The organism is Streptomyces sp. SudanB182_2057 (assembly GCF_964272715.1).
GTDB classification, from domain to species: domain Bacteria; phylum Actinomycetota; class Actinomycetes; order Streptomycetales; family Streptomycetaceae; genus Streptomyces; species Streptomyces rubradiris.
Genome location: NZ_OZ186798.1, coordinates 6,112,602 through 6,135,938 on the forward strand (window position 1 = coordinate 6,112,602; position 23,337 = coordinate 6,135,938).

The window sequence follows — 23,337 nt, forward strand, 5'->3', positions numbered from 1 at the left end:
CCGGGTGACGGTCCGCGGGGGGTTCAGGCGATAGTGGAGTACGTGACTGCCGTACCTCACCTTCGTTCCGAAGCCCCCGCACCCGCCCGGTCCGGCCGGCGGAGCCTCGCCGTGGCCCTGCTGTTCGGCGCGCTCGGCGCGGCCGTGGCGCTGCTCGCGACCCGGCAGCGCTGGGCGGAGGGCACCGCGGCGGTGGCCGGCGGCGCGTTCCCGCTGACGGCCAAGGGCAGCGACGTCACGGGCGTCCCCGCGGCGCTCGCCATAGTGGGCCTCGCCGCGCTCGTCGCGGTCTTCGCCGTCCGTCGGGCCGGGCGCCTCGCGGTCGCCGGGCTGCTCGCGCTGTCCGGCGCCGGCATCGCCGTCGCGGCCCTGGCGGCCGTCTCCGACGGCTCCGCGCTGGACGAGCGGGCCGCCAAGGTGAGCGGCGACAGCTCCGCCACCGTCCACGCGCTCACCCACACCGGCTGGCCGTACGTCGCGGCCGCCGGGGGGCTGCTGATCCTGCTCGCCGGGCTGCTCGCCCTGCGCTACGGCCGGCTGTGGCCCGCGATGTCCGGCCGCTACGAACGCGGCACCGCCCGCCCCCGGCGCACCGCCCGCCCGGCCGACCCGGAGCGGCCCGAGGAGATCTGGAAGGCCCTGGACCGGGGCGAGGACCCGACGGGCGCCTGAACCGGCACGGCCCGAAGCGGTGTGGCGAACCAGACGCCACCCCCGCGTCCGGCGCGCGCACGCCTACGGGACAATGGACGCGGCGAGCGTACGACGCCTCATCCGACACGTAGATCAGCAACAACGAGGAGCAAGTCATGGCGGGCAGCAGCCACGGCCACGGTCACACCCCGGCCGCATGGACCGGTGTCATCATCGCCTTCATCGGTTTCTGCGTCGCGGGCGCCTTCATGGTGATGGCCCAGCCCGTCGGCTTCTGGGCCGGTATGGCGCTCACGCTCCTCGGCGGCGTGGTCGGCGCCATCATGCGGGCCATGGGCCTCGGCCAGCCGAAGCAGACCGCCGTCGTGACGCGCGCGTCCGCGAACCCGGAGCCGGCCGCCGCGGGCCGCTGAGCCCGGCCTTTCCCCGAGAGGCGGCCCGGCACCCGGCAGGGATGCGGACCGCCTCTCGCGTTCTTTGGACCTCAGGGCCGCGACCGCTCCCGGGCCTGCCCGGCGGGCGGAGCCGCGGCGTCCGGGGCAGAATGCCCGCGTGAACGCCGACAGCCGTACGGTCCCGCCTCAGGCCCCCGATGGCGCCCCGCACCCCGTGCCCGGCGCCGCCCCGCGGCCGGTGCCGCCCGCCGTGCCCGTCCGGCGCCGGCTCGCCGCCCCCCTGGGGCTGTTCGCGGCCGTGGTCGGGGCCTTCGCCTACGTCGGCGCGGTCGACCCCAACGAGAGCGGCCACTACCCCGCCTGCCCCCTGTACCTGCTCACCGGCCTGTACTGCCCGGGCTGCGGCGGACTGCGCAGCGCGCACGCGTTCGTCCACGGCGACCTGCTCACCGCGCTGCACGCCAACGCGCCGGCCGTGGCCGCCTACCTGGGCTTCGCCGTCCTGTGGACCGTCTGGACGGCCCGCGCCGCCTGCGGCCGTCCGCTGCGGGCCGGTCTCGGCCCCGTGTGGCTGTGGACCGTCGTCGCCCTGCTGCTGGCCTTCACCGTCCTGCGGAACCTGCCGTTCGGCGGCTGGCTCCGCCCCTGACCGCACCGGCGAACGGATGTCCACGGAGTGGGACCGCCGTCAACCGGATGCGAAGCCACCGCACCGCTGCGGATACCATCGCATTGACCACGGGCTTCGAAGAGCCTGAAGGAACCCACCGTCTGGAAGGGGGCCGCTCGCGTGAGTGTGCTCGACGAGATCATCGACGGAGTCCGTGCCGACCTCGCCGAGCGGCAGGCCCGTGTCAGCCTCGACGAGCTCAAGGAGCGCGCGGCCAAGGCCCCCGCCGCCAAGGACGGGGTGGCCGCGCTCAAGGGCGACGGCGTCAAGGTCATCTGCGAGGTCAAGCGGTCCAGCCCCTCCAAGGGCGCGCTGGCCGCCATCGCCGACCCGGCCGGCCTCGCCGCGGACTACGAGGCGGGCGGCGCCTCCGTCATCTCCGTCCTCACCGAACAGCGCCGCTTCGGCGGCTCGCTCGCCGACCTGGAGGCCGTCCGCGCCCGCGTCGACATCCCGGTGCTGCGCAAGGACTTCATCGTCACGTCGTACCAGCTGTGGGAGGCCCGCGCGTACGGCGCCGACCTCGCGCTGCTGATCGTGGCCGCCCTGGACCAGCCGGCCCTGGAGTCGCTGATCGAGCGCGCGGTGTCCATCGGGCTGACCCCGCTGGTCGAGGTGCACGACGAGGAGGAGGTCGAGCGGGCGGTGGACGCGGGCGCCAGGATCATCGGCGTCAACGCGCGCAACCTCAAGACGCTGGAGGTCGACCGCGGCACCTTCGAGCGGGTCGCCCCGGAGATCCCCGACCACCTCGTGAAGGTCGCCGAGTCCGGGGTGCGCGGCCCGCACGACCTGATCGCCTACGCCAACGCCGGCGCCGACGCGGTCCTGGTCGGCGAGTCCCTGGTCACCGGCCGTGACCCGAAGGCGGCCGTCGCCGACCTGGTCGCCGCGGGCGAGCACCCCGCACTGCGGCACGGCCGGAGCTGACTCCCGCTAGGCTGGTGCCGATGACTCCCACCCTGACGACCGTGGACCGGCACGCGCGCCTGGCGCGCGGCTGCCGTCCGCGTGGCTGCCGCGCGCCCGCGCGGCGCGTGCACGGCCGCCGCGTCCGGTACGTCATCGGTGACGAACCCGGGCAGGTCAACGGGCGTCGATGGCAGCGCGCCCTCTAGGGGCGCGGGACTCCATCTGATACGCGGCTACCGCCGCGCGGGCTCGACAAGCCACCTACGGCCCGCAACCGACAGACGACCCGAGCCCCACGGCGATCCGTTTTTTCCCAGAAACTCACCGTGAGGTTTCCGCATGCCCAGCGAATTCTTCATCCCCGACCCGGAGGGCCGGGTCCCCGACGCCGGAGGCTACTTCGGCGCGTTCGGCGGCAAGTTCATCCCGGAGGCCCTCGTCGCCGCCGTGGACGAGGTCGCCGTCGAGTACGACAAGGCCAAGAACGACCCGGAGTTCGCCCGCGAACTCGACGACCTGCTGGTGAACTACACCGGCCGCCCGTCGGCGCTCACCGAGGTCCCCCGCTTCGCCGAGCACGCCGGCGGCGCCCGCGTCTTCCTCAAGCGCGAGGACCTCAACCACACCGGCTCCCACAAGATCAACAACGTGCTCGGCCAGGCACTGCTCACCAAGCGCATGGGCAAGACCCGGGTCATCGCCGAGACCGGAGCCGGCCAGCACGGCGTCGCCACGGCCACCGCCTGCGCGCTGTTCGGCCTGGACTGCACCATCTACATGGGCGAGGTCGACACCCAGCGCCAGGCCCTCAACGTCGCCCGGATGCGCATGCTCGGCGCCGAGGTCGTCGCCGTGAAGTCCGGCAGCCGCACCCTGAAGGACGCCATCAACGAGGCGTTCCGGGACTGGGTCGCCAACGTCGACCACACCCACTACCTGTTCGGCACGGTCGCCGGCCCGCACCCCTTCCCGGCCATGGTCCGCGACTTCCACCGGGTCATCGGCGTCGAGGCCCGCCGCCAGCTCCTGGAGCGCGCCGGCCGACTGCCGGACGCGGCCGTCGCCTGCGTCGGCGGCGGCTCCAACGCCATCGGCCTCTTCCACGCCTTCATCCCCGACGAGGGCGTCCGCCTGATCGGCTGCGAGCCGGCCGGCCACGGCGTCGAGACCGGCGAGCACGCGGCCACCCTCACCGCCGGCGAGCCCGGCGTCCTGCACGGCTCCCGCTCCTACGTCCTCCAGGACGACGAGGGCCAGATCACCGAGCCCTACTCCATCTCGGCCGGTCTGGACTACCCGGGCATCGGCCCCGAGCACTCCTACCTGAAGGACTCCGGCCGCGGCGAGTACCGCGCGGTCACCGACGACGCGGCCATGCGGGCCCTGCGCCTGCTGTCGCGCACCGAGGGCATCATCCCGGCCATCGAGAGCGCCCACGCGCTGGCCGGCGCCCTGGAGGTCGGCCGCGAGCTGGGCCCGGACGGCCTGATCGTCGTCAACCTGTCCGGCCGCGGCGACAAGGACATGGACACCGCCGCGCGCTACTTCGGCCTGTACGACACCGACGCCGAGGTCGCGGCCGACGCCGCCGACACGGCCGAGATCGAGGGGGACGCCAAGTGAGCGGGAACATCCAGCTGCTGTCGGACACCCTCGCGGGCGCCAGGGCCGAGGGCCGTTCCGCGCTCATCGCCTACCTCCCGGCCGGGTTCCCGACCGTGGACGGCGGCATCGAGGCGATCAAGGCCGTCCTGGAGAGCGGCGCGGACGTGGTCGAGGTCGGCCTGCCGCACAGCGACCCGGTGCTGGACGGCCCGGTCATCCAGACCGCCGACGACATCGCCCTGCGCGGCGGGGTGCGGATCGCCGACGTCATGCGCACGGTCCGGGAGGCCCACCGGGCCACCGGGAAGCCGATCCTGGTCATGACGTACTGGAACCCCATCGACCGCTACGGCGTCGAGCGCTTCACCGCCGAGCTGGCCGAGGCGGGCGGCGCCGGCTGCATCCTGCCCGACCTGCCGGTGCAGGAGTCGGCGCTGTGGCGCGAGCACGCCGAGAAGCACGGCCTCGCCACGGTCTTCGTGGTGGCGCCGAGCAGCAAGGACGAGCGGCTCGCCGAGATCACCGCGGCGGGCAGCGGCTTCGTCTACGCCGCCTCGCTCATGGGCGTCACCGGCACCCGCGAGTCCGTCGGCGCACAGGCCCAGGACCTGGTCCGGCGCACCCGCGCCACCGGCACCGGCCTGCCCGTCTGCGTCGGCCTCGGCGTCTCCAACCAGGCCCAGGCCGCCGAGGTGGCCGGCTTCGCGGACGGCGTGATCGTCGGCTCGGCGTTCGTGAAGCGGATGCTGGACGCGCCGGACGAGGCATCCGGCCTCGCCGCGGTCCGCGAGCTGGCCGGGGACCTGGCGAAGGGCGTCCGCGGCCAGGCGTGAACGCGCGGCGGTGACGGGCCGATGTCCCGTACCGGATGATTCGGTCACTCGAACGGGTGGACCTCGGACCGGGGAGGCGCGCTGCGCCTCCCCGGTTCGTTCTGGGGGTGTGAGCGAGAAGAACCGTGACGGAAAGCGCACCGCCCGGGAGCGGCTGGCGGTCGAGCGCGAGAAGCAGAAGGCCGCGGACAAGCGACGGCGGGCGCTGATCGTGGGCGCGAGCGTCGTCTGCGTCCTGGGCCTGGCGGCGGTGATCGGCGTCGTCGCCGCGAACGCCGGCAAGGACGAGAGCACCAAGGCGGGCCCGGCCGTGGCCCCCTCGGGCGCGCAGGGCAAGGACAGCCTCGCGATCCCGGTCGGCAAGGACGGTGCCAAGTCGACGCTCACCGTCTGGGAGGACTTCCGCTGCCCGGCCTGCCAGGCATTCGAGGCGGCGTACCGGCCGACGCTCCACGAACTGGCCGACGCCGGCAAGCTCCGGGTGGAGTACCACCTGGTCCGGCTGATCGACGGCAACCTCGGCGGCACCGGTTCGCTGCGCGCCGCCAACGCCGCGGCCTGCGCCCAGGACGCCGGAAAGTTCCGTGACTACCACGACGTGCTGTTCGCGAACCAGCCCAAGGAGACCGACGACGCCTTCGCGGACAACGACAAGCTGCTCGAACTGGCCGGCAAGGTGAAGGGCCTGGACACCCAGGCGTTCCGCACATGCGTCCGGAACGGCACCCACGACAGCTGGGTGGAGAAGGCCCACCAGGCGTTCAAGTCCGGCGGCTTCGGCGGCACCCCGACCGTGCTGCTGGACGGCAAGAACATCTACGAGGACCGGACGATGACCCCGGCCAAGCTGAAGCAGCTGGTGGAGGCGGCCGACCGGGGGTGAGCGTCGCCCACGCCCCGTTATGGACCCGTAGCCGGGCTGCTTGCCCTCCCCATGGCCCGGCACGGTAGCGTCGGACCTGCCATGAACCTTGCCTACATCCCCAGCCCGTCGCACGGGGTGCTGTACCTCGGCCCCATCCCGCTGCGCGGCTACGCCATCTGCATCATCATCGGCGTCTTCGTTGCCGTCTGGTTCGGCAACAAGCGCTGGATCGCCCGCGGCGGGCAGTCCGGCACGGTCGCCGACATCGCCGTCTGGGCCGTGCCGTTCGGCCTGGTCGGCGGCCGGCTCTACCACGTGATCACGGACTACGAGCTGTACTTCAGCGAGGGCCGTGACTGGGTGGACGCCTTCAAGGTGTGGGAGGGCGGCCTGGGCATCTGGGGCGCGATCGCGCTCGGCGCGCTCGGCGCCTGGATCGGCGCGCGCCGCCGGGGCATCCCGATGCCCGCGTACGCCGACGCTGTCGCGCCCGGCATCGCGTTCGCACAGGCCATCGGCCGCTGGGGCAACTGGTTCAACCAGGAGCTGTACGGCCGGGAGACCCACGTCCCCTGGGCGCTGCACATCACCTCCGCCGAGGGCGGCCGGGTGCCGGGGTACTACCACCCGACGTTCCTCTACGAGTCCCTGTGGTGCGTCGGCGTGGGCCTGCTGGTGATCTGGGCGGACCGCCGCTTCAAGCTGGGGCATGGCCGGGCGTTCGCCCTGTACGTCGCCGCGTACTGCGCGGGCCGCGGCTGGATCGAGTACCTGCGGGTGGACGACGCCCACCACATCCTGGGCCTGCGCCTCAACGTCTGGACCGCGCTGATCGTCTTCCTGCTGGCGGTGGCGTACATCGTGGTGGTGGGCAAGAAGCGGCCGGGCCGGGAGGCCGTGGTCGAGCCCGCGGTCGCCTCCGGCGGTCCGGCCGGGGGTACGGAGGCCGTCGCCGGCGGTGCGGAGAAGAACCCCGGGACCACCGAGGCCGTCGCCGACGCCGAGGAGAAGCGGTCCGGGGAACCGGGCGAGGAATCACCGGAGGACGAGGCGAAGCCGGCGAAGAAGGTCTGACCGCCGGTTCCCCGACGACGGTCCGGCCGTCGGTCCTACGACGCCGAGGGCGCCCGGAGTGTTCCGGGCGCCCTCGGCGTGTGCGGGCGGTGGTGTGCGGTGGGAGGGGGCTCCCGTCGGGGCCAGGGGCGGCGTCCGAGCCCGGGGCCGGTTCGCTCACGTGCCGTACCGCGCCTCGATCTCCGGGCGGTACGGCATCGAGGCCGACGCCCCTTCCCGCTGGACGGAGATCGCCGCTGCGGCGGCCGCCCAGGTCAGGGCCTCGCGTACCGGTTTCTCCTCGGCGAGGGCCACCGCGAGCGCGCCGGCGAAGGTGTCGCCCGCGCCGGTGGAGTCGACGGCCGTCACCCGGGGCGCGGGCACCACGAGCGGCCCGGCGCCCCGGGTCAGATACAGGCAGCCGGTCGCGCCCAGGGTGACGACCACCTCCGGCACCAGCTCCAGCAGGGCCGCCGCCGCCTCGCGCGGGTCGGTGCGGCCGGTGAGGGTGACCGCCTCGTACTCGTTCGGCACCAGCAGGTCCACGGCGTCCAGCAGTTCGGGCGGCAGGGGCTGGACCGGGGACGGGGTGAGGACCGTACGGACCCCGTGCCGGCGGGCCGCCTGGGCGCCCGCGACGACCGCCGCGAGCGGGATCTCCAGTTGCAGCAGCAGGGCGTCGGCGGTGGCGATCACCCCCTCGTCGCCGGGGGAGAGGTGGTCCACGGTGCCGTTGGCTCCGGGGATGACGACGATCGCGTTGCCGCCCTCGGCGTCCACCACGATGTGCGCGGTGCCGGACGGGCCCTGGACCGTGCACAGGAAGTCGGTGTCCACGCCGGAGTGTTCGAGGGTGTCGCGCAGCCGCGCGCCGTAGCCGTCGGTGCCGACCGCGCCGATCATCGAGACGGTCGCGCCGGCCCGGGCCGCGGCGATCGCCTGGTTGGCGCCCTTGCCGCCGGGCACCGTACGGAACTCCCGCCCCGTCACGGTCTCCCCGCGCCGGGGCGCCTTGTCGACATAGGTGACCAGGTCCATGTTGGTGCTGCCGAGGACGACGATGTGGGTCATGGTCGGGTCGCCTCCAGGTGCGTGAGGTGGGCGAGGGTGTCGAAGCCGCAGCCGTCGAACTCGGCGAGGGCGCTGGCGAGCCGGTTCTTCAGCGGTGCCCGCCAGCGTTCGGGCAGCGCGCCGGGGGTTCCGGCGAGCAGCCCGGCGATGCCGCCGGCGGCGGCGCCGGCGGGGGCGGTGGCCCAGCCGCCGGACACGGCACGGCAGATGGAGCCGGTGAAGTCGCCGTCGGCGTGGGTGAGGGCGGCGGCGATCAGCGCGGTGTTGGGGACGGCGTGGGCCCGGTGGTGGGTGGCGGCGTAGCGGGCGTGGAGTTCGTCCACGACGTCCTCGAAGTCCTCGGTGGTCCGGGCCAGTCGGACGGCGTGGTCGACGGCCGCCGCCAGCCGGGAGCCGGGCGGGACCACCGCGCGGCCGGCCCGCAGGCAGGCGTGGACGTCGTGGGTGCCCGGGACTGCGGCGGCGATGACGGCGGCGGTGAACATCGCCGCGTAGACGCCGTTGGCGGTGTGGGTGAGGACGGCGTCGCGGTACGCCTGTCCGGCGGCGCCGGCCGGGTCGCCGGGGTTGGTCCAGCCGTGCACGTCGGCGCGGACCAGCGCGCCCGTCCACTCGCGGAACGGGTTGCGGTGGCGGGCGGTGTGCGGGGGCTCGATGCCGCAGAGCAGATTGCGGTAGGCGACGCGCTCGGCGGTGGCGGTGCGGCCGGGCGGCAGTTCGTCGAGCCAGAGCCGGGCGACGTCGTCGGTGCCGAAGTGCCGCCCGTGGCGCCGGAGCAGCAGCAGGTTGAGGAGCGAGTGGTCCAGGCCGTCGTCCGCGGGCATGCCGTCGATGTTCTCGGCCAGGCAGGTGGCGGCGCGGCGGCGGTCCCAGGGATGGGCGGCGAGGAGGTCTCCGGGCACGCCCCTGGCGGTGAAGTAGCCGGTGAGAGGCCGGTTTCCGGCCGCCGCGGCGAGGGCGCGGATGCCGTCGAGGGGAAGGTCTCCGACGGGTTTGCCGAGGAGACAGCCGATGGCCCGGCCGAGCCAGGCGGCTTCGAGGGCGCGGGGGCCGGGCGCGGTGGCGGACCGCCCGGCGGGCCAGTCGGGGCACAGGGACTCGATGCGGGCCAGGTCGGTCGGCTCGTCCTCGGCGAAGCGGCCGGGCAGGTCGGCGAGTTCGTCCAGCAGGTCCTCCGCCAGCAGGCGGAGGTAGCGGGAGACGCCGTGCGCGGAGGCGCCGGTCCGCTCCGGCCCGACGGGGCCGCCGGCCGCCCGCCAGCGCGCCTCGACCGCCTTCGGCTCGCGTCCGTCCAGGCGGGCCTGGCGCAGCTCGTGACCGAGCAGGTCCTCCGGCTGGACCCAGGTCAGACGGAGCACGGGCGGCCTCCCGGCGTGGCGGACGCCCCCTCGCGGGTCCGGCCGGCGCCCCGGGCGGAGGTCCCGTGGGCGATCCCGGCGGGCGTCCGGGCGGGGAGTTCCCCGGCGGAGCGCGGCCGGGAGGGACGACGGGTGGCTACGGCCTGGGCACCGGTGAGGGGATCGGCGAGCGGGTGCGGAGCCGGGGCGCTGCTTTGCTGTGCTGTGGGCGTCATGCCCCGAATCATCCTCCTGGGCGGCCCTGTCGCGTGGCTTGGCGGGGGTCCGGCGCGTTCCGCCGTCCGGGTCCGGGTGCGGGTGCGGGTGCGGGTGCGGGTGCCGGGGCGTGCGGAGGTGCCCCACAGGCGGGCGGCCGGAAGCGAAAACCGCAGGTTAGCGCAGCCTTTCCTTGCTGGCGAAGGGTGAGCCGGCGGCGTAGATTTGGGCTTGTCGAAAAGTAGAACCAGTCCAAAGTTAGCTTTGGCTAAGCTCTCCTGGGGGGCCCGCATGGCCATCATCGAAACCGAGGCGGCGCTGCACGAAGCGCACCGCGACAACCACACCCACCGCGATGTCAACGGGGGATGGTTGCGGCCCGCGGTCTTCGGCGCCATGGACGGCCTGGTCTCCAACCTCGCCCTGATGACGGGCGTGGCCGGCGGTTCCGTCAGCCAGCACACCATTGTCGTCACCGGTCTCGCCGGCCTCGCGGCCGGTGCCTTCTCCATGGCGGCCGGGGAGTACACCTCCGTCGCCTCACAGTGCGAACTGGTCGAGGCGGAACTCGACATCGAGCGCCGTGAGCTGCGCAAGCACCCGCAGGACGAGGAGGCGGAGCTGGCCGCGCTGTACATGGCCCGCGGGGTGGAGCCCGAGCTGGCCCGGCAGGTCGCCCGGCAGCTGTCCAGCGATCCCGAACAGGCCCTGGAGATCCACGCCCGCGAGGAGCTGGGCATCGACCCCGGCGACCTGCCCTCCCCGCTGGTCGCCGCCGTGTCGTCGTTCGGGTCGTTCGCCCTCGGTGCCCTGCTGCCCGTCCTGCCGTACCTGCTCGGCGCGACCGCGCTGTGGCCCGCCGTGCTGCTCGCCCTCGCCGGGCTCTTCGCCTGCGGTGCCGTGGTGGCCAAGGTGACCGCGCGGACCTGGTGGTTCAGCGGGCTGCGGCAGCTCGCGCTGGGCGGTGCGGCGGCCGGTGTGACGTACGCCCTGGGCAGTCTGTTCGGAACGGCCGTAGGATAGCCCGGCCGGTACTTATGCGATGGGCCGCATAAGTACCCGTTACTCGCTGGTTTCGATTGCTTTGCGACGGGGCATGAGCCGTAAGCGCTGTGGGCAATGACGCCTGCCGCGCCCCCTCGGGGCGGGTGATGACGCCCGCTCCGGCCCCCGTCGGGCCGCCGGACACCGATCCGACCGATCGCGTCCGTCACGGTCCCCATGATGTCGCCGTCCTCGCGCGGCACCCGCCGTACCGCACGGCACCCGCCGTACCGCACGGCACCCCGCCGTCCGGTACGGCACCGAGCCGTCACCGCACGGCATGCGTCGCGTTCGCGCGGCACCTCCGCCGCGACCGCGGTGTCCGCATGCTGGAATGAACTATCCGGTTCCCGGGAACCGCTCCATCATGTAACCTGCACGAAATTTTGATCTCATCGCAGATCTCACGCAGAGGGCCAACGTCGTCCCTCGGCACCTGCCACATGCCACATGACGACGACGGGAGAGCCGATGCGTACGCCGCGCCAGCCGTCCCAGCACTCCACGAACGGCCGGAACTGGTCGTTCATGGATGCTCGCCCTGCTGCGCAGGGTATGTACGACCCCCGCAACGAACACGACGCGTGCGGCGTCGGTTTCGTCGCCACCCTCACCGGCGAGGCCTCCCACACCCTGGTCGAGCAGGCGCTCACCGTCCTGCGCAACCTGGAGCACCGCGGCGCCACCGGCTCCGAGCCGGACTCCGGGGACGGCGCGGGCATCCTCTCCCAGGTGCCCGACGCCTTCCTCCGTGACGTGGCCGGTTTCGACCTTCCCCCGGCCGGTTCCTATGCGGTAGGCATCGCCTTCCTGCCGGAGGAGGGGACCGAGGACGCCGTCTCACGTATCGAGACGATCGCCGCCGAGGAGGGCCTGACGGTCCTCGGCTGGCGCGCCGTCCCGGTCGCCCCGGAGCTGCTGGGCGCCACCGCCCGCTCCACCATGCCGGCGTTCCGGCAGATCTTCGTCACCGACGGTGCCAGCGAGGGCATCGCCCTGGACCGCAAGGCGTTCGTGCTGCGCAAGCGCGCCGAGCGCGAGGCCGGGGTCTACTTCCCCTCCCTGTCCGCCCGGACCATCGTCTACAAGGGCATGCTGACCACCGGCCAGCTCGAGCCCTTCTTCCCGGACCTGTCCGACCGCCGGTTCGCCTCCGCGATCGCGCTGGTGCACTCCCGGTTCTCCACCAACACCTTCCCGTCGTGGCCGCTGGCGCACCCGTACCGGTTCATCGCGCACAACGGTGAGATCAACACCGTCAAGGGCAACCGCAACTGGATGGTCGCCCGCGAGTCCCAGCTGGCCTCCGGCCTGTTCGGGCCGCAGGAGAACCTGGACCGCCTCTTCCCGGTCTGTACCCCGGACGCCTCCGACTCCGCCTCCTTCGACGAGGTCCTGGAGCTGCTGCACCTGGGCGGCCGTTCGCTGCCGCACTCCGTGCTGATGATGATCCCGGAGGCGTGGGAGAACCACGTCTCCATGGACCCGGCCCGGCGCGCCTTCTACCAGTACCACTCCACGATGATGGAGCCCTGGGACGGCCCCGCCTGCGTCACCTTCACCGACGGCACCCAGGTCGGCGCCGTGCTCGACCGCAACGGCCTGCGCCCCGGCCGCTACTGGGTCACCGACGACGGCCTCGTCGTCCTCGGCTCCGAGGTCGGCGTCCTCGACATCGACCCGGCCAGGGTCGTCCGCAAGGGCCGCCTGCAGCCCGGCCGGATGTTCCTCGTCGACACCGCCGAGCACCGCATCATCGAGGACGACGAGATCAAGGCGTCCCTCGCCGCCGAGAAGCCCTACGCCGAGTGGCTGGAGGCAGGCGAGATCGAGCTGGGCGACCTGCCCGAGCGCGAGCACATCGTGCACACCCACGCCTCGGTCACCCGCCGCCAGCAGACCTTCGGCTACACCGAGGAAGAGCTGCGCGTCATCCTCGCCCCGATGGCCCGCACCGCCGCCGAGCCGATCGGCTCCATGGGCACGGACTCCCCGATCGCGGCCCTGTCCGAGCGCCCGCGGCTGCTGTTCGACTACTTCACCCAGCTGTTCGCGCAGGTCACCAACCCGCCGCTGGACGCGATCCGCGAGGAGCTGGTCACCTCCCTGCGCAGCTCGCTCGGCCCGCAGGGCAACCTGCTGGAGCCGACCGCCGCCTCCTGCCGGTCCGTCGTGCTGCCCTTCCCGGTGATCGACAACGACGAGCTGGCCAAGCTCATCCACATCAACGCCGACGGCGACATGCCCGGCTTCAAGGCCGCCACGCTCTCCGGCCTGTACCGGGTCTCCGGTGGTGGCGACGCCCTCGCCGCGCGCATCGAGGAGATCTGCGCCGAGGCCGACGCCGCCATCGACAACGGCGCCCGGCTGATCGTCCTGTCCGACCGGCACTCCGACGCCGAGCACGCGCCGATCCCGTCGCTGCTGCTCACCGCGGCCGTCCACCACCACCTCATCCGCACCAAGCAGCGCACCCACGTGGGCCTGCTGGTCGAGGCCGGCGACGTCCGCGAGGTCCACCACGTCGCCCTGCTCATCGGCTACGGCGCCGCCGCGGTCAACCCCTACCTGGCCATGGAGTCGGTGGAGGACCTGCTGCGCGCGGGCACCTTCCTGAACGGCCTCGAGCCCGAGCAGGCCATCAAGAACCTGATCTACGCCCTCGGCAAGGGCGTGCTGAAGGTCATGTCCAAGATGGGCATCTCCACCGTCGCCTCCTACCGCGGCGCCCAGGTCTTCGAGGCCGTCGGCCTGGACGAGGGCTTCGTGGAGAAGTACTTCAACGGCACCGCCACCAAGATCGGCGGCGTCGGCATCGACGTCATCGCCGAGGAGGTCGCCGCCCGGCACGCCAAGGCCTACCCGGCCTCCGGCATCGCCCCGGCGCACCGCGCGCTGGAGATCGGCGGCGAGTACCAGTGGCGCCGCGAGGGCGAACCGCACCTGTTCGACCCGGAGACGGTCTTCCGCCTCCAGCACTCCACCCGGGCCGGCCGCTACGACATCTTCAAGAAGTACACCTCCCGGGTGAACGAGCAGTCCGAGCGCCTGATGACGCTGCGCGGCCTGTTCGGCTTCAAGTCCGGCCGCGCGCCGATCCCGCTCGACGAGGTCGAGCCGGCGAGCGAGATCGTCAAGCGCTTCTCCACCGGCGCCATGTCGTACGGCTCCATCTCCAAGGAGGCGCACGAGACCCTCGCCATCGCCATGAACCAGCTGGGCGGCAAGTCCAACACCGGTGAGGGCGGCGAGGACCCGGAGCGCCTGTACGACCCCGCGCGGCGCAGCGCCATCAAGCAGGTCGCCTCCGGCCGCTTCGGCGTGACGAGCGAGTACCTGGTCAACGCGGACGACATCCAGATCAAGATGGCCCAGGGCGCCAAGCCCGGCGAGGGCGGCCAGCTGCCCGGCCACAAGGTCTACCCGTGGGTCGCCAGGACCCGGCACTCCACGCCGGGCGTCGGCCTGATCTCCCCGCCGCCGCACCACGACATCTACTCCATCGAGGACCTGGCCCAGCTGATCCACGACCTGAAGAACGCGAACCCGCGGGCGCGGATCCACGTGAAGCTGGTCTCCGAGGTCGGCGTCGGCACGGTCGCGGCCGGTGTGTCCAAGGCCCACGCGGACGTCGTGCTGATCTCCGGCCACGACGGCGGCACCGGCGCCTCCCCGCTCACCTCGCTGAAGCACGCGGGCGGCCCCTGGGAGCTGGGCCTCGCCGAGACCCAGCAGACCCTGCTGCTCAACGGGCTGCGGGACCGGATCGTGGTGCAGACCGACGGTCAGCTGAAGACCGGCCGGGACGTGGTCATCGCCGCGCTGCTCGGCGCCGAGGAGTTCGGTTTCGCGACCGCCCCGCTGGTCGTCTCGGGCTGCGTGATGATGCGCGTGTGCCACCTGGACACCTGCCCGGTCGGCATCGCCACCCAGAACCCGGTGCTGCGCGACCGCTTCGCCGGCAAGGCCGAGTACGTGGTGAACTTCTTCCGGTTCATCGCCGAGGAGGTCCGCGAGCTGCTGGCCGAGCTGGGCTTCCGCTCCATCGAGGAGGCCGTCGGCCACGCCGAGGTGCTGGACGTCGAGCGCGCGGTGGACCACTGGAAGGCGCAGGGCCTGGACCTGGAGCCGCTGTTCCACGTGCCGGCCCTGCCCGACGGCGCTGTCCGCCACCAGGTGGCCGCCCAGGACCACGGCCTGGAGAAGGCCCTGGACAACGAGCTGATCAAGCTCGCCGCCGACGCCCTGGCCGCCGCCGACGCGACCGAGGCCCAGCCGGTGCGCGCCCAGGTCGCCATCCGCAACATCAACCGCACGGTCGGCACCATGCTCGGCCACGAGGTGACGAAGAAGTTCGGCGGCGCGGGCCTGCCCGACGACACCATCGACATCACCTTCACCGGCTCCGCCGGCCAGTCCTTCGGCGCGTTCCTGCCGCGCGGCGTCACGCTGCGCCTGGAGGGCGACGCCAACGACTACGTCGGCAAGGGCCTGTCCGGCGGCCGGATCGTCGTCCGCCCGGACCGGGCCGCCGACCACCTCGCCGAGTACTCGACCATCGCGGGCAACACCATCGCCTACGGCGCCACCGGCGGCGAGCTGTTCCTGCGCGGCCGCACCGGTGAGCGGTTCTGCGTCCGCAACTCCGGCGCGCTGGTCGTCTCCGAGGGCGTGGGCGACCACGGCTGCGAGTACATGACCGGCGGTCACGCGGTCGTCCTCGGCCCGACCGGCCGCAACTTCGCGGCGGGCATGTCCGGCGGCGTCGCCTACGTCGTCGACCTGGACCGCGACAACGTCAACGCCGGCAACGCCGGTGCGGTCGAGGCGCTGGACGAGACGGACAAGCAGTGGCTGCACGACGTGGTGCGCCGCCACGCCGAGGAGACCGGCTCGACCGTCGCCGCCAAGCTGCTGGCCGACTGGGACACGGCCGTGGAGCGCTTCAGCAAGATCATCCCCAGCACGTACAAGGCAGTGCTCGCCGCCAAGGACGCCGCCGAGCGAGCCGGTCTCTCCGAGACCGAGGTCACCGAGAAGATGATGGAGGCGGCGAGCAATGGCTGACCCGAAGGGCTTCCTGAACCACGGCCGCGAGGTCGCCGAGACCCGCCCCGTCGCCGAGCGGGTCAAGGACTGGAACGAGGTCTACGTCCCCGGCTCCCTGCTGCCGATCATCAGCAAGCAGGCCAGCCGCTGCATGGACTGCGGCATCCCGTTCTGCCACAACGGCTGTCCGCTGGGGAACCTGATCCCTGAGTGGAACGACTACGCCTACCGCGAGGACTGGGCCGCCGCCTCCGAGCGGCTGCACGCCACCAACAACTTCCCGGAGTTCACCGGCCGGCTCTGCCCGGCCCCGTGCGAGTCGGCGTGCGTGCTGGGCATCAACCAGCCGCCGGTCACCATCAAGAACGTCGAGGTCTCGATCATCGACAAGGCGTGGGAGACCGGGGACGTCGCCCCGCAGGTCCCCGAGCGCCTGTCCGGCAAGACCGTCGCGGTCATCGGCTCGGGCCCGGCGGGCCTCGCCGCCGCCCAGCAGCTCACCCGGGCCGGCCACACGGTCGCCGTCTACGAGCGCGCGGACCGCGTCGGGGGCCTCCTGCGGTACGGCATCCCCGAGTTCAAGATGGAGAAGCGGCACATCAACCGCCGTATCGAGCAGATGCGCGCGGAGGGCACCCGGTTCCGCACCGGCGTGGAGATCGGCCGCGACATCAAGGCGACCGACCTGAAGAAGCGCTACGACGCGATCGTGATCGCCGCCGGTGCCACGACCGCCCGCGACCTTCCCGTTCCCGGCCGGGAGCTGAAGGGCGTCTACCAGGCCATGGAGTACCTGCCCCTGGCCAACAAGGTGCAGGAGGGCGACTACGTGGCGCCGCCCGTCTCCGCCGAGGGCAAGCACGTCGTCGTCATCGGCGGCGGCGACACCGGCGCGGACTGCGTCGGCACCGCCCACCGGCAGGGCGCGGCCTCCGTCACCCAGCTGGAGATCATGCCCCGCCCGAACGACGAGCGGCACCCGGTCGCCCAGCCCTGGCCGACCTTCCCGATGCTCTACAAGGTCACCTCGGCCCACGAGGAGGGCGGCGAGCGGATCTACTCCGTCTCCACCACCCACTTCGAGGGCGACGAGGACGGCAACGTCCAGTGGCTGCACCTCACCGAGGTGGAGTTCATCGACGGCAAGCTGACCCCGAAGCCCGGCACCGAGCGGAGGATCCCGGCCCAGCTGGTCACCCTCGCCATGGGCTTCACCGGCACCGACCGGGAGAACGGCCTGGTCGAGCAGTTTGGTCTAGACCTCGACGAACGGGGTAACATCGCCCGCGACGCCGACTTCCAGACCAACGTGCCGGGTGTGTTCGTCGCCGGTGACGCCGGCCGCGGCCAGTCCCTCATCGTCTGGGCGATCGCGGAGGGCCGCTCGGCCGCCCGCGGAGTCGACCGCTACCTGACCGGGGCCAGCGACCTGCCGGCCCCGATCCGCCCGACGGACCGCGCCCTGGCGGTCTGACGCGCGACCCACCGGACCTCCGGGTCCGCACACACGTGACGTACAAAGGCGTACGGAACACAGACGGCGCCTGCCCGCCTGTCCCCGACCGGACACTGGGCAGGCGTCGTTGCATGTCCCCGCCCGGGCGTCACGCGCCCGCGTCGATCCGCCGGAACTGCTCCTCGGTGAGGGTGAGCCCGAGCGCGGCGACGTTCTCCGCCAGGTGGGCGGGGGAGGAGGTGCCGGGGATCGGGACGATGTTCGGCGCGCGGTGCACCAGCCAGGCCAGGGCGGTCTGCGCGCGGGTGACGCCGAGTTCGGCGGCGACGGCGGCGAGCGGCCCGCCGTCGGCCGCGTGCGCGCCCATGGCGACCGGGAAGTACGGCAGGAAGGCGATGCCCGCCTGTGCGGTGTGGTCGATCACCGGGTCGTGGCCGCGGGCGGCCAGGTTGTACACGTTCTGCACACTGGCGACCGGCGCGACGGCCGAGGCGGCGGTCAGCTCCGCCACCGACACCTCCGACAGCCCGATGTGCCGTACCTTCCCCTCCTCCTGGAGCTGCTTGAGGGCGCCGATCTGGTCCGCGAGCGGATAGTCGGGGTCGATGCGGTGCAGCTGGAACAGGTCGATGCGGTCGGTGCGCAGCCGGCGCAGGCTCAGCTCGGCCTGCTGCCGCAGGTACGCCGGGTGCCCGTGGGTGATCCACTCCGTCGGGCTCGGCCGCAGCACACCCGCCTTGGTGGCGATCACGACGCCGTCGCGGTACGGGTGCAGCGCCTCGGCCAGCAACTCCTCGTTGGCGCCCAGCGCGTAGGCGTCGGCGGTGTCGAACAGGGTCACGCCCAGCTCGGCGGCCCGGCGCAGCAGCCGTACGGCGTCGGCGCGGTCGGTGGGGGCGGTCCAGATGGGCGCGGTCATGCCGGACCGCTCGTGCGGGGCGTTCGCCAGGCGCATCGCGCCGTAGCCGATCCGCCGGACCTCCAGGTCGCCACCGATACGGAATACAGTCGGGTTCGTCATGGCTGTGACGCTAGGAGCTGACATGGATGTGAGCTTCAAGCGGATGTGAGGGGGTTCACAGTGAGGATCGGGGAGCTGGCCCGTACGACCGGCGTGAGCGTCCGGCTGCTGCGGTACTACGAGGAGCAGGGCCTGCTCGTCGCCGGCCGCACCCCCGGCGGGCAGCGCGTGTACGACGACGGCGCCCCCCGGACCGTACGCCGGATCCGCGCCCTCCTCGACGCCGGACTGCCCACCCGGGTCATCCGCGAGGTCCTGGACTGCGTGTGCGGCAGCGAGGCCGAGGTCGAGCCGTGCCTGACCCCGGTGCTGGTCGAGCAGTTGCAGGGCATCGAGGAGCGCATCGCCCGCCTGGAGGGCTCCCGCGCCTCGCTGACCCGGCTGCTGACCAGCGCCTAGAGCCCCTGGGTGAGCACCAGGTCCCGGCACTCCTCGGGCGTGCCCCACGCCGAGCGCAGTGCCCGGGCCTTGGTCAGCCACAGGGACAGGTCGTACTCCGCCGTGTACCCGATCGCGCCGTGCAGGTGCAGCGCCGTCCGCGCCGTCGTGTACGCCGCCTCGCCCGCGGCCAGTTTGGCGGCGGCCACCTCCGCCGGGCACAGGGATATCGCCGCGCCGAACACCAGGGGGCGGGCGAACTCCAGGGCGGTCCGCGCGTCGGCCAGGCGGTGCTTGACGGCCTGGAAGGAGCCGACGGGCACGCCGAACTGGGTGCGTGCGCGCACGTGGTCCACCGTCCGGTCGAGCAGCGCCAGCCCCACGCCGAGGGCCTGCGCGGCGGTGGCCAGCCGGGTCCACAGCAGTGCCCGGTCGTACGGCGGGTCGGCGCGCAGGAGTTCACCGGCGGGCGCGAGCCGGGTCAGCCGGCGGGCCGGGTCCAGTGAACGGCGCACCGGGCCGGGCGGCGCCGTGGACAGATACAGCCCCTCGGGCGCCGGGCGCAGCCGCACCGAGGCCGCGTCGCCGTCGACGGCCCAGCCGCCGGGCGCCGCCACCGTCGCCAGATCCGTCCCGGCCGCCAGCCCGGGCAGGAAGCGCCGGGCCGGCGCGGAACCGGCGAGGAGCACGGCCGCCCCGACCGTCTCCGCCAGCGGACCGGGCACCGCGTGCCGCCCCAGCTCCACGAAGGCCAGCGCCAGTTCCACCGGATGCGGCCCCGCCCCGCCGTACTCCTCCGCCACCGCGAGCCCGAACACCCCCGCCCCGGCGATCCGCGACCACAGCGCGCGCCCGCGCGCGTGGTCGCCGCGGGCCCAGTCCCGGGCCACCGCCGGGGTACCGGCGGCGGACAGCAGCGCGTGCAGCGAACCGGCGAACGCCCGCTGCCCCGCGTCAGGGAGGAAGCGCATCAGCGGCGTCCCTTCGGCAGGCCGAGCAGCCGCTCGGCGACGATGTCCCGCTGGATCTCGTTCGTGCCCGCGTAGACCGGCCCGGCCAGGGCGAAGACATACCCCTCCGCCCAGGCGCCGTCGGCGAGTTCGCCCTCCGGGCCCAGCAGGTCCAGCGCCGTCTCGTGCAGCGCCAGGTCCAGCTCGGACCAGAACAGCTTGTTCATGCTGGACTCCGGCCCGAGCCGGGCGCCCTCCAGCAGGCGGGAGACGGCGGCGTAGGCGAACAGCTGGTAGGCGCGCGCCCCGGTCAGGGCACCGGCCACCCGGGCCCGGGCGTGCGCGGGCGAGCCCTGGGCCTGCCACAGCTCCCGCAGCCGCGCGGCGGCGGCCAGGAAGCGGCCCGGGGAACGCAGGGTCAGCCCGCGCTCGTCGCCCGCCGTGGACATCGCGATCCGCCAGCCCTGCCCCGGCTCGCCGATCACGTCCCCGTCCGGGACGAACACCTCGTCCAGGAACACCTCCGCGAACGCCGGTCTGCCGTCCAGCCGGCCGATCGGACGGACCGTCACCCCGGGGGCCCCGAGGTCGAACATCAGATACGTGAGCCCCTGGTGCGGCTCCGGCGTTGCCGGGTCGCTGCGGAACAGGCCAAAGGCCCGGTCGGCGAACGCGGCCCGCGAGGACCAGGTCTTCTGCCCGGTCAGCAGCCAGCCGCCGTCCGTCCGCACCGCCCGGGAGGCCAGCGCGGCCAGGTCCGAGCCCGCCTCCGGCTCGGACCAGGCCTGCGCCCACACCACCTCGCCGGTGGCCATCGGCGGCAGCACCCGCGCGCGCTGCTCCTCGCTGCCGTACGCGAACAGCGTCGGCGCCAGCAGGCTGATCCCGTTCTGCCCCACCCGGCCCGGCGCGCCCGCCGCCCAGTACTCCTCCTCGAACACCAGCCACCGCAGCAGCCCGGCGTCCCGCCCGCCGTACCGCTCCGGCCACGACACCACCGACCAGCGGTCCGCGGCCAGTTCGGCCTCCCAGGCGCGGTGGGCCGCGAAGCCCTCCGCCGTCTCCAGGGACGGCAACGGGGTGCGCGGCACATGCGCCGCCAGCCATGCCCGGGCCTCGGCGCGGAACTCCTCGTCCGCCGTGGAGAACGACAGGTCCACCGCCCGTCACCACCCTTCCCTAACAAGTGTTTGGTAGGTTAGCGTGGCCCTATGACAGGCGTCGAGAGCCCGGCCTACGTCCCCGGGCACGGACTGCTCCGCGGCCGCACCGCCGTCGTCACCGCCGCGGCCGGCACCGGCATCGGCGCGGCCACCGCCCGCCGTCTGCTGGAGGAGGGCGCACGGGTGCTGATCAGCGACGCCCACCCGCGCCGCCTCGAGGAGCACGAGCGGGAACTGGGCCGGGAGTTCCCCGGCGCGGTCACCGCGACGCCCTGCGACGTCACCGACGACGCCCAGGTGCGGGCGCTGTTCGAGACGGCCGCGGCCGCGCACGGCCGGCTGGACGTCGTCGTGAACAACGCCGGGCTCGGCGGCACCTCGGACCTCGCCGACATGACCGACGAGGAGTGGTCCCGCGTCCTGGACGTCACCCTCGGCGGCACCTTCCGCTGCACCCGCGCCGCCCTGCGCGCGATGCGCGCGACCGGCGGCGGAGTCATCGTCAACAACGCCTCCGTCCTCGGCTGGCGCGCCCAGGCCGGACAGGCCCACTACGCCGCCGCCAAGGCCGGGGTGATGGCGCTGACCCGGTGCGCCGCCGTCGAGGCCGCCGCGTTCGGCGTCCGCGTCAACGCGGTCGCGCCCAGCCTCGCCCTCCACCCCCACCTGGAGAAGGTCACCACCCCCGGCCTGCTCGCCGAGCTGACCGAACGGGAGGCATTCGGCCGGCCCGCCCGGACCTGGGAGGTGGCCAACGTGATCGTCTTCCTCGCCTCCGGCTACTCCTCCTACATGACCGGCGAGGTCGTCGCCGTCAGCAGCCAGCACGCCTGACGGCCGGAGCAGATCACAATGGGTGCGTGCCGACCAAGAAAAAACCCCAGGTGACCGCGGCAGCGGCCCGGCGCGGCGAGCTCCTCAGCACCGCTGCCGAGGTCTTCGCCGAGCACGGCTACAACGCCACCACCGTCCGCCGGATCGCCGACCACGCCGGAATCCTCGCGGGCAGCCTCTACTACCACTTCGACTCCAAGGAGTCGATGCTCGAGGAGATCCTGCGGACCTTCCTCGACGAGCTGTGGGACGGCTACGACACCGTCCTCGCCTCCCGGCTGGGGCCCCGCGAGACCCTCGAGGCCCTGGTCACCGAATCCTTCCGGGAGATCGACCGGCACCGCGCCGCCGTCGCGATCTACCAGAAGGAGAGCCGGCAGCTCGTCACCCAGGACCGGTTCGCCTTCCTCGCCGAGTCCCAGCGCCGGTTCGAGAAGGCGTGGCTCAGCACGCTCGAACGCGGGGTCGCCGAGCGGGTCTTCCGCGCGGACCTGGACATCCGGCTCACCTACCGGTTCGTACGGGACACCGTGTGGGTCGCCGCCTCCTGGTACCGGCCCGGCGGCAAGCACAGCCCCGAGGAGATCGCCCGCCAGTACCTGTCGATGGTGCTGGACGGGATCGCCGTACGCGAATAGCCCCTTTCCAGCAGGGAGTTGCCATGGCAGAGGCCTACATCGTCGAAGCGGTCCGCGCGCCCGTCGGACGGCGCGGGGGAGGACTCAGCGCGGTCCACCCGGCCGACCTGGGCGCCGGGGTGCTGACCGCGCTGATGGAACGCTCCGGGATCGACCCGGCCGCCGTGGACGACGTGGTCTTCGGCTGCCTGGACACGGTGGGCCCGCAGGCCGGGGACATAGCCCGCACCTGCTGGCTGGCCGCCGGACTGCCCGAGGAGGTGCCCGGCGTGACCGTCGACCGGCAGTGCGGCTCCTCCCAGCAGGCGGTGCACTTCGCCGCGCAGGCCGTGCTCTCCGGCACCCAGGACCTGGTGGTCGCGGGCGGAGTGCAGAACATGTCCCAGGTCCCCATCGCCTACGCCTCCCGGCAGGCGGCCGTCCCGCTCGGCCTGACCGACGGCCCCTTCCACGGCAGCACCGGCTGGCGCGCCCGCTACGGCGACCGGCCCGTCAACCAGTTCGCCGGCGCCGAGACGATCGCCGCCCAGTGGGGCATCTCCCGCGCGGAACAGGAGGAGTGGGCCCTGCGCTCGCACCGGCGGGCGCTGCGCGCCATCGACACCGGCCGCTTCGTCCGCGAGACCGTCCCCCACGGCCGGGTCACCGTGGACGAGGGACCGCGCCGGGACACCTCCCTGGAGAAAATGGCCGCGCTCCGGCCCGTCCTCGACGGCGGCACCATCACCGCGGCCTGCTCCTCCCAGGTCTCCGACGGGGCCGCGGCCCTGCTGATCGCCTCCGAGCGCGCCGTACGCGACCACGGGCTGCGCCCGCGCGCCCGCGTCCACCACCTCTCCGCGCGCGGCGAGGACCCCATCCGCATGCTCACCGCGCCCATCCCGGCCACCGCGCACGCCCTGAAGAAGACCGGCCTGACCATCGACGCCATCGACCTCGTGGAGATCAACGAGGCATTCGCCCCGGTCGTCCTCGCCTGGCTGAAGGAGACCGGCGCCGACCCCGACAAGGTCAACGTCAACGGGGGCGCGATCGCCCTCGGCCACCCGCTCGGCGCGACCGGCGCCCGCCTGATGACGACCCTGCTGCACGAACTGGAGCGCACCGGCGGCCGGTACGGCCTCCAGACCATGTGCGAGGGCGGCGGCCAGGCCAACGTGACGATCATCGAACGGCTGTGACCGGGCGCCCGG

21 protein-coding genes are annotated in these 23,337 nt (G+C 73.4%); 16 read left to right on the top strand and 5 right to left on the bottom strand.

Annotation, left to right across the window (positions count from 1 at the left end):
- Window positions 1-33: 33 nt before the first annotated feature.
- From ACSURM_RS27095 to lgt, 9 genes are all read left to right on the top strand, one after another.
- A complete protein-coding gene (locus tag ACSURM_RS27095) occupies window positions 34-672 on the top strand; it encodes a TIGR02234 family membrane protein (protein ID WP_436958360.1) in 639 nt (212 codons plus the stop codon).
- A 137-nt stretch (window positions 673-809) separates the two neighbouring features.
- Window positions 810-1,067 (top strand): HGxxPAAW family protein, encoded by a 258-nt coding sequence (locus tag ACSURM_RS27100; protein WP_359042493.1) that lies wholly within the window; start codon window positions 810-812, stop codon window positions 1,065-1,067.
- Window positions 1,068-1,263: 196 nt separating this feature from the next.
- Window positions 1,264-1,698, top strand: coding sequence for a DUF2752 domain-containing protein (locus ACSURM_RS27105; RefSeq protein ID WP_436961191.1), 435 nt, complete (start codon window positions 1,264-1,266; stop codon window positions 1,696-1,698).
- A 141-nt stretch (window positions 1,699-1,839) separates the two neighbouring features.
- Window positions 1,840-2,649 (top strand): indole-3-glycerol phosphate synthase TrpC, encoded by an 810-nt coding sequence (gene trpC, locus ACSURM_RS27110; RefSeq protein ID WP_359042492.1) that lies wholly within the window; start codon window positions 1,840-1,842, stop codon window positions 2,647-2,649.
- A gap of 20 nt (window positions 2,650-2,669) precedes the next feature.
- On the top strand, window positions 2,670-2,837 hold the full coding sequence (trpM, locus tag ACSURM_RS27115; protein ID WP_436958361.1) for a tryptophan biosynthesis modulator TrpM: 168 nt from the start codon (window positions 2,670-2,672) through the stop codon (window positions 2,835-2,837).
- 133 nt (window positions 2,838-2,970) lie between these two features.
- Window positions 2,971-4,254: a tryptophan synthase subunit beta gene (trpB, locus tag ACSURM_RS27120; RefSeq protein WP_436958362.1), complete on the top strand. Its 1,284-nt coding sequence runs from the start codon at window positions 2,971-2,973 to the stop codon at window positions 4,252-4,254.
- Window positions 4,251-5,069 carry a tryptophan synthase subunit alpha gene (gene trpA, locus ACSURM_RS27125; protein WP_436958363.1) on the top strand — a complete coding sequence of 273 codons (819 nt, stop codon included), beginning with the start codon at window positions 4,251-4,253 and terminating at the stop codon, window positions 5,067-5,069. The genes trpB and trpA overlap by 4 nt, the downstream gene beginning before the upstream one ends.
- 109 nt (window positions 5,070-5,178) lie before the next feature.
- Window positions 5,179-5,952: a DsbA family protein gene (locus ACSURM_RS27130; protein WP_436958364.1), complete on the top strand. Its 774-nt coding sequence runs from the start codon at window positions 5,179-5,181 to the stop codon at window positions 5,950-5,952.
- Window positions 5,953-6,033: 81 nt separating this feature from the next.
- The gene (gene lgt, locus ACSURM_RS27135) at window positions 6,034-7,008 is read left to right on the top strand and encodes a prolipoprotein diacylglyceryl transferase (RefSeq protein WP_436958365.1); all 975 of its coding nucleotides are present in this window, start codon (window positions 6,034-6,036) and stop codon (window positions 7,006-7,008) included.
- A 156-nt stretch (window positions 7,009-7,164) separates the two neighbouring features.
- Here lgt and rbsK read toward each other — a convergent pair whose 3' ends face one another.
- A complete protein-coding gene (gene rbsK / locus ACSURM_RS27140) occupies window positions 7,165-8,058 on the bottom strand; it encodes a ribokinase (protein ID WP_436958366.1) in 894 nt (297 codons plus the stop codon).
- A complete protein-coding gene (locus ACSURM_RS27145) occupies window positions 8,055-9,416 on the bottom strand; it encodes an ADP-ribosylglycohydrolase family protein (protein WP_436958367.1) in 1,362 nt (453 codons plus the stop codon). The genes rbsK and ACSURM_RS27145 overlap by 4 nt, the downstream gene beginning before the upstream one ends.
- Window positions 9,417-9,902: 486 nt before the next feature.
- Between ACSURM_RS27145 and ACSURM_RS27150 the strand changes: the two genes are divergently transcribed.
- The 3 genes from ACSURM_RS27150 to ACSURM_RS27160 all read left to right on the top strand — a co-directional run bounded on the left by ACSURM_RS27150 (window position 9,903) and on the right by ACSURM_RS27160 (window position 17,178).
- Complete coding sequence (locus tag ACSURM_RS27150; protein ID WP_436958368.1) at window positions 9,903-10,634, top strand: VIT1/CCC1 transporter family protein; 732 nt, start codon at window positions 9,903-9,905, stop codon at window positions 10,632-10,634.
- Window positions 10,635-11,210: 576 nt separating this feature from the next.
- Window positions 11,211-15,722, top strand: a complete 4,512-nt coding sequence (gene gltB, locus ACSURM_RS27155; protein ID WP_436961192.1) for a glutamate synthase large subunit — start codon at window positions 11,211-11,213, stop codon at window positions 15,720-15,722.
- Window positions 15,715-17,178, top strand: a complete 1,464-nt coding sequence (locus tag ACSURM_RS27160) for a glutamate synthase subunit beta (RefSeq protein ID WP_436958369.1) — start codon at window positions 15,715-15,717, stop codon at window positions 17,176-17,178. Before gltB ends, ACSURM_RS27160 begins: the two co-directional genes overlap by 8 nt.
- Window positions 17,179-17,308: 130 nt before the next feature.
- Here the strand turns inward: ACSURM_RS27160 and ACSURM_RS27165 are convergent, their stop codons facing one another.
- Window positions 17,309-18,181: an aldo/keto reductase gene (locus ACSURM_RS27165; protein WP_436958370.1), complete on the bottom strand. Its 873-nt coding sequence runs from the start codon at window positions 18,179-18,181 to the stop codon at window positions 17,309-17,311.
- Between the two features lie 60 nt (window positions 18,182-18,241).
- Between ACSURM_RS27165 and ACSURM_RS27170 the strand changes: the two genes are divergently transcribed.
- Complete coding sequence (locus tag ACSURM_RS27170; protein WP_436958371.1) at window positions 18,242-18,580, top strand: MerR family transcriptional regulator; 339 nt, start codon at window positions 18,242-18,244, stop codon at window positions 18,578-18,580.
- Here ACSURM_RS27170 and ACSURM_RS27175 read toward each other — a convergent pair.
- Both ACSURM_RS27175 and ACSURM_RS27180 read right to left on the bottom strand, forming a co-directional pair.
- Window positions 18,577-19,530: an acyl-CoA dehydrogenase family protein gene (locus ACSURM_RS27175; protein ID WP_436958372.1), complete on the bottom strand. Its 954-nt coding sequence runs from the start codon at window positions 19,528-19,530 to the stop codon at window positions 18,577-18,579. The genes ACSURM_RS27170 and ACSURM_RS27175 overlap by 4 nt on opposite strands.
- Window positions 19,530-20,669 carry an acyl-CoA dehydrogenase family protein gene (locus tag ACSURM_RS27180; RefSeq protein ID WP_436958373.1) on the bottom strand — a complete coding sequence of 380 codons (1,140 nt, stop codon included), beginning with the start codon at window positions 20,667-20,669 and terminating at the stop codon, window positions 19,530-19,532. The genes ACSURM_RS27175 and ACSURM_RS27180 overlap by 1 nt, the downstream gene beginning before the upstream one ends.
- 51 nt (window positions 20,670-20,720) lie before the next feature.
- On the opposite strand from ACSURM_RS27180, the gene ACSURM_RS27185 reads away from it, so the two are divergent.
- Genes ACSURM_RS27185 through ACSURM_RS27195 form a run of 3 tightly spaced genes read left to right on the top strand, consistent with a single transcriptional unit; the run spans window position 20,721 to window position 23,325 of the window.
- Entirely contained in the window at window positions 20,721-21,506 is a 786-nt protein-coding gene (locus ACSURM_RS27185) for an SDR family oxidoreductase (RefSeq protein ID WP_436958374.1), read from the top strand.
- Between the two features lie 26 nt (window positions 21,507-21,532).
- The gene (locus ACSURM_RS27190; RefSeq protein ID WP_387515995.1) at window positions 21,533-22,144 is read left to right on the top strand and encodes a TetR/AcrR family transcriptional regulator; all 612 of its coding nucleotides are present in this window, start codon (window positions 21,533-21,535) and stop codon (window positions 22,142-22,144) included.
- Window positions 22,145-22,167: 23 nt separating this feature from the next.
- Window positions 22,168-23,325, top strand: a complete 1,158-nt coding sequence (locus ACSURM_RS27195; protein ID WP_359042477.1) for an acetyl-CoA C-acetyltransferase — start codon at window positions 22,168-22,170, stop codon at window positions 23,323-23,325.
- Window positions 23,326-23,337 lie beyond the last annotated feature (12 nt).